This is a genomic window from Massilia sp. P2_C2, assembly GCF_056404615.1.
On the sequence record NZ_JBFUDR010000290.1, the window covers coordinates 1 to 8,034 of the forward strand.

Below are 8,034 nucleotides of genomic sequence, written 5' to 3' on the forward strand. Positions count from 1 at the left end.
CGGCCGTCGCGCGCCTGTCCGCGCGCGCGACGTCGGCCGTCGCCTGCGCGTGGAACACCTGTTCGCGCGCCAGGTCGAGCTGGTTCGTGTTGCCGGCTTGTGCCATGCGGCCGGCCAGTTCCGCGCCCGCCGCGGCCGACGTCTGCACGCGGCGCGCGTAGTCGAGGGCCTGCCGGCTGGCGACCGCGTCGATCCAGGCGGTGCGCGTCTCCAGCGCGTGGCGCTCGATGGCCGCGCCCACGTCGCGCCGCACCTGCTCGAAGCGCCGTGTTTCCATGCGCGCGGCCAACGGCGTGGTCAGGATGCCGAGCAGGTCGAACGTGAGGCCGCGCTCGATCTCGAGGGCGCCGCCGCCGGCGAGCCGCTTGAAGTCGAACGCCGGATTACGCGGGCGCGCGGCCTGCGCCAGGTCGGCCTGCGCGATGCCGACGTTCCAGTACGTGGCCTGCAGCCCCGGATGGTTGACGAGGGCGATGCGCACGGCCGCGTCCATGTCGAGCGCCGCGCCCTGCGTGAACACGGGCAGGTCGCGCAGGGCGGCGGGCAGTTCCCCGCCACGGTCGGCGTCGCGCGCCAGCTGCGGCGCGACGCCGATACGGGCTTGCGTCGCGGCGGCGACGTCGTCGAAGCCGCCGTCCGGCGTGACGGATGCGCAGCCCGACAGCAGGGCCAGCGCGGCCGCCACGCCGGCGGCAACGAGCGGTCGGGCCAGCGGCATCACGTCGCCTCCTTGTGCTTGCAACAGCCGCACGTGCCGCCCGGCTTGCACGCTGCGGGCTGGCCCGGCCCGGCGTCGTGCCCACAGCAACAACCGCCGTCTTTCGCCATGTTGGCGTGGCCCGCATGTGCGTGCGCCTTGTCCTTGCCGGCGCAGCTGCCGCCGGCCATGCACTGCATGCCCTGCATGCCGTCGCCGTGGGCCATGTGCCCGGCGCTCATGCCGCCGCAGCAGCCYTTACCTTTGGCGTCACCGGCCATGCACTGCATGCCCTGCATGTCTTGCATGTCCATGCCGGCATGATGCTCGTGCGGCATGGCGGCGGTCTTGCCGCTGCCCATGCCGGGCATCGTCAGCTGCATCGGATTGCGACCGCCGACGGTGGCATTGGCGTCGCGCCAGCCCTGGTCGGGGCTGGTGGCCGGTGCGGGTGCGGTCTGGGCATTGACGGTTGGCTGGTAGCGGGTGGCCGGCACGGCTGCCTGCGGATCGGCGGCGCCGGTGGGCGCTTGCGTGCCGGGCTGCGCGCAGCCGGCCAGCAGCCACGCCAGGGTGGCCGTCAGAATGAATCGAAACATGTTGTCCTCCTTCGTATGCGTGAATGGCGCCGCCGCGCCGGTGGCACCGGCGGCGTGATGCGATGCGGGCCTTGCGGACCGCGAACGTCAGGCGACGAGGAGACGGGGAGGGCGTTCCGGCAGGGCCGGGTCGACGCTCGGCACGTGGCCGGCGCGGAAGGGAATCGCCCAGGAGGGCGGCGCGAAAGCCGGCGGCACCAGCGGCGCGGGGATGGGCGCGACGGCGATGCAGCAGTCGGCGCAGGCCCCGTGGTGCTTGTTCTGGACCTTGTCCGGATGCTCGCCGGTGGCGGCTTGCTGCATGTCGTGGCAGTGCTGCGCCGGGGCTGCTGTGGGCGCGGAGGCCGTGGTCTGCGGCAGGCCCGCGGACGGCAGCATGCGTGCCGCGGYCACGCCCTGGAAGGGCAGGGCCAGCAACAGCAGCCAGACGAACAGGGTGCGCAGGACGGTATTCACCTGGCCATTCTAGCACGCGTGTGTTGCATTTCGATGTCAGAGGCGTCCGTCGATGATGCAGGAATGGTCACACGTGTTAGCATTCAGAAATTCCATGGAGGGTTCGGTCGACGATGAGCTTCATGACGCGCATGCTTGCAGCACGGGCCATGCACAGCCAGCGCGATGTGCGCGAACGGGCTATGCAGGTCATCGACAGGGTGATCTTCGACCTCGGGGTCGACCGCTTCGTGCAGGGCACGTTCCGGCTCGATCGCMGCTGCCGCCCGCGGTTTTCGAGCGCGGCGCTCGATCCGGGCCGCGACGGCGTCGCGGTGGACCTCGCCCGGCTGGCCGAATGCGTCGCTCTCCGGGCCGCGGCCCGCGCGGATGCCGATCCCCAGGTCATGTGGCTCTACAAGGCCGCCGTCGTCGACAGCCTGCTGCGCGAATTCCGCGCGGGTTCCGCCCGTTTTCGCGCACTGCCGGCCGCGTCGCCGGGCACGGCGGTGGCCGACGCCGAGTCCGTGTCGACGGCCACCTGACAGAACCGCGCCCGCGTCAGCGCAGCGCCGAGCGCAGCGCGCCGGATTCGAAATAAATGTGCTGGATGGCCGGGTAGGCCGCCACCACGGCCCGTTCGAGGCGCTCGATCGCGGCTTCCACTTCGTCGATGCGCATGCCGCGCCGGAACTGCACGGCGGCCGTCAGCAACACGTCGTCCGGTCCGAGCTGCATGCTGAGGAGCTTGCCGACGCTCTGGATGGCCGGGTCGGCGTGGAGGATCTCGCAGACGCGCCGCGTGGCCTCGGTGCCGATGCCTTCGCCCACCAGCAGCGCGCCCGTCTCGCGCGCGAGCGCGAACGCGGCGCCCACGAGCAGCAGGCCGATCAGGACCGACGCGGCCGGATCGAAGTACGGGCTGTCGAACAGATGGCCGAGGGTGATGCCGACGGCCGCGATGGCCAGGCCCAACAGGGCGGCCGTATCTTCGATGAACACGGTGAACACGGAGGCGTCCTTGCTCGCGTGGACCGTCTGCCACAGCGACGCGCCCGGCTTGCGCCGTTTATTCAGTTCGCGCCGCGATACGTTCCAGCTATAGCCCTCGAAGCACGCCGAGACCGCCAGCACGACGTAGTTCCACAGCGGATCCTGCAGCGGCTCCGGGCGGCGCAGGGCGCTGATGCCATGGTAGATCGACAGGCCGCCGCCCAGCGAGAACACCGAGAGCGCGACGAGCAGCGCCCAGAAATACAGCGCCTTGCCGTAGCCGAAAGGATGGCGCTTGTCGGCCGGCCTGGCGCTGTTGCGTTCGCCGATCAGCAGCAGGAATTCATTGCCCGTGTCGACGGCCGAATGGATGCCCTCGGCGAGCATCGCGGCGCTGCCGGTGATGGCCGCCACGATGAACTTGGCGACCGCGATGCCCAGGTTCGCCACGATCGCGGCGTAGATGACCTTGCGCGCGCCGCCGCCTTGTACGTCTTCCGTGTCGTTGTCCGTCATGTCCCGTCGTTGTCTTGATATGATCGTGGTTCCGTCGAACCAAGTGTAGCCAATCCGCCAGGTGCGGCTTGCACGGCTGGGAGGGCCTGGATGAGCGTACGTAATTTGCGGCAATTGTTTGCCCCGAAGTCGGTGGCCCTCGTCGGCGCGTCCGAGCGCCCGGGGAGCGTCGGTGCCACGCTGTTGCACAATCTGCGCGAAGGCGGCTACAAGGGGCAGCTCTTCCCCGTCAACCCGAAGTACGAGACGCTGGACGGCCAGCCGGTGTGGCCGGACGTCGCCCGCCTGCCGCAGGCGCCGGACCTCGCGATCATCTGCACGCCGCCCGCGACCATCCCCGGCATCGTGCGCGCCCTGGGCGAACTGGGGACGCGCGCCGCCATCGTGATGAGCGCGGGCGTGTCGACGGCGCGCGACCTGCGCGGCCGCAGCATCAAGCAGGCGATGCTGGATGCGGCGCATCCCTACCTGCTGCGCATCCTCGGACCGAACAGCTCCGGCCTGCTGGCGCCCGGACTCGGCCTGAACGCCGGCATCGCCGTGGGCGGTGCGGCGCCGGGCCGGATCGCGTTCGTGTCCGAATCCGGCGCGCTGATGGCGGGCGTGCTGGACTGGGCGCGTGCGCGTGACATCGGCTTTTCCACCTTCATCTCGCTGGGCGAATCGGCCGACGTCGATTTCGGCGACGTGCTGGACTACCTGGCCAGTGACCCCGGCACGGCCGCCATCCTGATCCATGCGGAGAGCGTGCGCTACGCGCGCAAGTTCATGTCTGCCGCGCGCGCGGCGGCGCGCAGCAAGCCCACGCTGATGCTCAAGGCGGGTCGCTCGCTGGAGGCGGCGACGGCCGGCGCCTGCCTGTCCGGCGTGCTGGCCCGGCCCGACGACGTGTACGACGCCGCCATCCGCCGCGCCGGCATGCTGCGCGTATTCACGACGGACCAGCTGTTCGCCGCCGTCGAGACCCTGGCACGAGCGAAGCCCGTGTACGGCGAGCGGGTGGCGCTGCTCGGCAACGGTGCCGGGCCCGTCGTGCTGGCGGGGGACGCCCTGCAATACGGCGGCGGCCAGCAGGCGCAGTTGTCGGCGGACACGGTGGCGAAGCTGCGCGACCTCGTGCCGGAATGGCGCGGCGACGGCCCGCTGAACCTGCGCGGCGACGCGCCGCCGGAGCGCTACCACGACGTCGTCGACGTGCTGCTGCACGACGAACAGGCGAACGCCGTCGTCCTGATCCATGCGCCGAACGCGGTCGTCGACCCGGCCGACGTCGCGCGCGCCGTGGCGCCGCTGGCGCGGGCATCGTCGCGCAACGTGCTCGCGTGCTGGCTCGGCCTGCAGTCGGTGGGCGAGGCGCGCGCGATCGCGTACGAGGCCGGGATGCCGGCCTACCGCACGCCGGAGGATGCCGTGCAGGCCTTCCTGCAGATCGTCCACTTCCGCCGCAACCAGCGGCTGCTGATGGAAGTCCCGGCCGCCGTCGGCGAGCGCGAACCGGACCGCGAACGCGCCCGCGTGCTCGTGCGGGCCGCGCTGGAACGGGGACGGCGCACCGGCCGCTATCTGCTGAACGACCCGGACACGAAGGCGATCCTGGACGCCTACGGCATCCCGACCGTGCCCACGCGCGCGGCCGCGACGCCGGACGACGCCGTTGCGATGGCCGGGGAGATCGGCTTTCCGGTGGCCGTCAAGATCCTGTCGCCGGACGTCGTGCAGAAGTCCGACGTGGGCGGCGTGACGCTCGACCTGGACACGGCGGACGCCGTGCGCGCCGCCACCGAACGCATGCGCAAGCGCCTGGCCGAACTGAAGCCGGACGCGCGCCTGGACGGATTCATCGTGCAGGCGATGGCGCGCAATCCGGAGGCGCACGAACTGATCGCGGGGGCCGCCACCGATCCGGTATTCGGTCCCGTGATCCTGTTCGGCCAGGGCGGCCTCGCCGTGGAAGCCGTGAACGACCACGCGGTCGCGCTGCCGCCGCTGAACATGGTGCTGGCGCGCGACCTGATCACCCGCACGCGCGTGACGCGCCAGCTGGCCGGCTACCGCAACCACCCGCCGGCCGACCTGGACGCCATCGCCGCCGTGCTGGTGCAGGTCTCGCACCTCGTGGCCGACGTGCCGGAGATCGTCGAACTGGACATCAACCCGCTGCTGGCCGACGGCCACCACGCCGTCGTGCTGGACGCGCGCATGCGCATCGCCATGCCCGACCGCGCCGGCCACGCGCTCGACCGGCTGGCGATCCGCCCGTACCCGGCCGAACTGGAAGAGACGGTGGCGTGGCAGGACGAAACGATCCTGCTGCGCCCGATCCGCCCGGAAGACGGCCCCGCGCACGTGGCATTCTTCAACGCGCTGACGCCGGACGACGTGCGCTACCGGATGTTCGTGCGCGTGCGCGAACTGCAGCCGGCGCAGCTGGCGCGCTTCACGCAGATCGACTACGACCGCGAAATGGCCTTCATCGCCACGCGCACCGGCGCCGACGGCCATCCGGAAACGCTGGGCGTGGGCCGCGTCGTCGCGGACCCCGACAACATGAGCGCGGAATTCGCCGTGACGGTCCGCTCCGACCTGAAGGGCAAGGGACTGGGCGCGATGCTGATGAACAAGCTGATCGCCTACTGCCGCGCGCGCGGCACCCGCGAGATCGTCGGCGAGGCGCTGCCGCAGAACGCGCCCGTCATCGGCCTTGTCAGGAAGCTCGGGTTCACCGTCGGGCCGGTGGACGAGGACGAGGGCGTGCGCAAGTTCTGGCTGCCGTTGCGGTAAAGGGCCAGGTCAGCAGGTCGCGCCGGAGACTGTCAATAATCGGTACGCCTGCGCCGGCGTTGAGCGTGACTGGTTATCACTGTAGCGCGTAGCCTGTCGGGATAATCCTTGGCGAAGCGATCAATCACGGTGTTGCTGACACCGGCCTGGCTCAAGTAGGCAATCGCGGCATTGAGATCGAATGCCCGCGCAGTGAGCACAGCTAAGTCAAAACGATCGGCTGACAGCCTGTCTGTGCGCCGTTCGCGCTCACTACGGGGTTGCATTATGTTTCTCCTGAGACATTTGCAGTCTACTCTACATTCCACCAGTCATCGGTGTGGCAGTTAACACAACCGTGGCTGCGTGTTGCCGGTCAGCGTCGGAACCGCACGTCCTCCTGCACCACGGGCGCATCGCCACGCGCCTCCTTGACGTCCTTGCCGCCCTTGGCCTTCTTTGGTTTCTTCGGCTTCTTGACGATCTGCCCGGCCGCATTCGTCTGCGGCACGCGGTGTTCGGGTTCGAAGCCCGTTTCTTCCTTGCGCTGCAAGGTCTGCTTCGTCAAGGTCTCGATCGCGGCCAGTTGCTGGACCTCGTCGGCGCACACGAGCGACACGGCTTCGCCCGACGCGCCCGCGCGGCCCGTGCGGCCCGTGCGGTGCACGTAGTCTTCCGCCACGATGGGCAGGTCGACGTTGACGACGACGGGCAGCTCCTCGATGTCCAGGCCGCGCGCGGCGACGTCGGTCGCCACCAGCACGCGAACCTCGCCGGCCTTGAAGCGGTCGAGCGCGCGCAGGCGCGCGGGCTGCGGCTTGTCGCCGTGGATCGAGTCGGCTGCGATGCCTTGCGCGGCCAGCAGGTCGACGAGCTGGTCGACGCCCTTGCGCGTCTTCACGAAGGCAAGCACTTGCGGCCAGCCGTGCTGTTTCAGCAGGTGCAGGAACAGGTCAGGCTTGCGCTTCTTGTCGACGGGGACGATCCACTGGCGGATCGCCTTCACCGTCGTGTTGCGCGGCGTGGCTTCGATGCCGACCGGATCGTGCAGCAGCCTGGCCGCGAGCGCGCGGATCGTGTCGGAGAACGTGGCGGAGAAGAGCAGCGTCTGGCGGCGCTGCGGCAGCAGCGCGAGCAGGTTGTCGATGTCGCGCGCGAAGCCCAGGTCGAGCATGCGGTCCGCCTCGTCCAGCACGAGGGTCTGCACCTGGTTGAAGCGCACGGCATTCTGGCGCTGCAGGTCGAGCAGGCGGCCCGGCGTCGCGACGAGGACGTCGACGCCCTTGCGCAGCCGCATCATCTGCGGATTGATGCTGACCCCGCCGTACGCGACCATCGTGCGCAGCGGGAGGCCGGCGCCGTAGGCGCGCAGGCTCTCGTGCACCTGCTCGGCCAGTTCGCGCGTCGGCACGAGGATGAGGGAGCGCGTCGAGTTGCTGGCGACCTGGCCGCCATCCATCACGAGGCGCTGCAGCAGGGGCAGGGCGAAGCCCGCAGTCTTGCCGGTGCCGGTCTGGGCGGCGGCCATGACGTCGCGTCCGGCCAGCACGGCGGGAATGGCTTGCGCCTGGACGGCGGTGGGGGTGTGGTAGGACAGCGAGGCGAGGGTGCGCGTGATCTGGTCGATCAGGCCGAGCGAAGCAAACGACATGGGAGGGAGGCGGCTTGGAAAAACCGACAGTGTAACCTGTAGCGGGAACGGGGCGCACAATCCCCCGATGAGCGCCCGACGCATCTGTCCCCCGTCAGGCAGGCGCCGCCCGGCAACCCCGGGCGGACACCTGCCTGGCGCCTTCTTCTACTTCTTGTTTCTCTACTTCTTTGCGTTACGCCGACGCAGCGCGCCCAGTGCCATCGCACCCGCACCCAGCAGCGCGAGCGAGGCCGGTTCCGGCACCTCGCCGCCACCGCCGCCGCCGCCGCCGCCGCCCTCACGCTCGAACGCGCCAATCCGCACGGTTTCCGGTGTTGCCTCGGTGCTTCCCGCCGCGAACTGGATGCCGCCGCCGACGACGCACTGGGTCAGGTCTGGGC

9 protein-coding genes are annotated in these 8,034 nt (G+C 70.3%); 2 read left to right on the forward strand and 7 right to left on the reverse strand.

Features of this window, described 5'->3' with window-relative positions:
• The 3 genes from AC1DYX_RS24845 to AC1DYX_RS24855 all read right to left on the reverse strand — a co-directional run.
• Nucleotides 1–718, reverse strand: a 718-nt coding sequence (locus AC1DYX_RS24845; protein ID WP_477263846.1) for a TolC family protein, incomplete at its 3' end; no start/stop codon positions are given.
• Complete coding sequence (locus AC1DYX_RS24850; protein WP_477263848.1) at nt 718–1,296, reverse strand: hypothetical protein; 579 nt, start codon at nt 1,294–1,296, stop codon at nt 718–720. The genes AC1DYX_RS24850 and AC1DYX_RS24845, both read right to left, overlap by 1 nt.
• Before the next feature lie 87 nt (nt 1,297–1,383).
• On the reverse strand, nt 1,384–1,752 hold the full coding sequence (locus tag AC1DYX_RS24855; RefSeq protein ID WP_477263850.1) for a hypothetical protein: 369 nt from the start codon (nt 1,750–1,752) through the stop codon (nt 1,384–1,386).
• Between the two features lie 122 nt (nt 1,753–1,874).
• Between AC1DYX_RS24855 and AC1DYX_RS24860 the strand changes: the two genes are divergently transcribed.
• Nucleotides 1,875–2,276, forward strand: coding sequence for a hypothetical protein (locus AC1DYX_RS24860; RefSeq protein WP_477263852.1), 402 nt, complete (start codon nt 1,875–1,877; stop codon nt 2,274–2,276).
• A gap of 16 nt (nt 2,277–2,292) precedes the next feature.
• Here the strand turns inward: AC1DYX_RS24860 and AC1DYX_RS24865 are convergent, their stop codons facing one another.
• On the reverse strand, nt 2,293–3,240 hold the full coding sequence (locus AC1DYX_RS24865; protein ID WP_477263854.1) for a cation diffusion facilitator family transporter: 948 nt from the start codon (nt 3,238–3,240) through the stop codon (nt 2,293–2,295).
• A gap of 90 nt (nt 3,241–3,330) precedes the next feature.
• Between AC1DYX_RS24865 and AC1DYX_RS24870 the strand changes: the two genes are divergently transcribed.
• Nucleotides 3,331–6,021, forward strand: a complete 2,691-nt coding sequence (locus tag AC1DYX_RS24870; RefSeq protein ID WP_477263856.1) for a bifunctional acetate--CoA ligase family protein/GNAT family N-acetyltransferase — start codon at nt 3,331–3,333, stop codon at nt 6,019–6,021.
• Nucleotides 6,022–6,053: 32 nt separating this feature from the next.
• Here the strand turns inward: AC1DYX_RS24870 and AC1DYX_RS24875 are convergent, their stop codons facing one another.
• From AC1DYX_RS24875 to AC1DYX_RS24885, 3 genes are all read right to left on the reverse strand, one after another.
• Nucleotides 6,054–6,287, reverse strand: a complete 234-nt coding sequence (locus AC1DYX_RS24875) for a hypothetical protein (protein ID WP_477263858.1) — start codon at nt 6,285–6,287, stop codon at nt 6,054–6,056.
• 89 nt (nt 6,288–6,376) lie between these two features.
• The gene (locus AC1DYX_RS24880) at nt 6,377–7,651 is read right to left on the reverse strand and encodes a DEAD/DEAH box helicase (protein ID WP_477263860.1); all 1,275 of its coding nucleotides are present in this window, start codon (nt 7,649–7,651) and stop codon (nt 6,377–6,379) included.
• A gap of 162 nt (nt 7,652–7,813) precedes the next feature.
• Nucleotides 7,814–8,034, reverse strand: a 221-nt coding sequence (locus AC1DYX_RS24885) for a PEP-CTERM sorting domain-containing protein (protein ID WP_477263862.1), incomplete at its 5' end; no start/stop codon positions are given.

Coding starts and splice junctions, on each gene's coding strand:
- AC1DYX_RS24865 (WP_477263854.1), bottom strand. CDS start 3,240: ATGACGGACAACGACACGGAAGACGTACAAGGCGGCGGCGCGCGCAAG.
- AC1DYX_RS24870 (WP_477263856.1), top strand. CDS start 3,331: ATGAGCGTACGTAATTTGCGGCAATTGTTTGCCCCGAAGTCGGTGGCC.
- AC1DYX_RS24875 (WP_477263858.1), bottom strand. CDS start 6,287: ATGCAACCCCGTAGTGAGCGCGAACGGCGCACAGACAGGCTGTCAGCC.
- AC1DYX_RS24880 (WP_477263860.1), bottom strand. CDS start 7,651: ATGTCGTTTGCTTCGCTCGGCCTGATCGACCAGATCACGCGCACCCTC.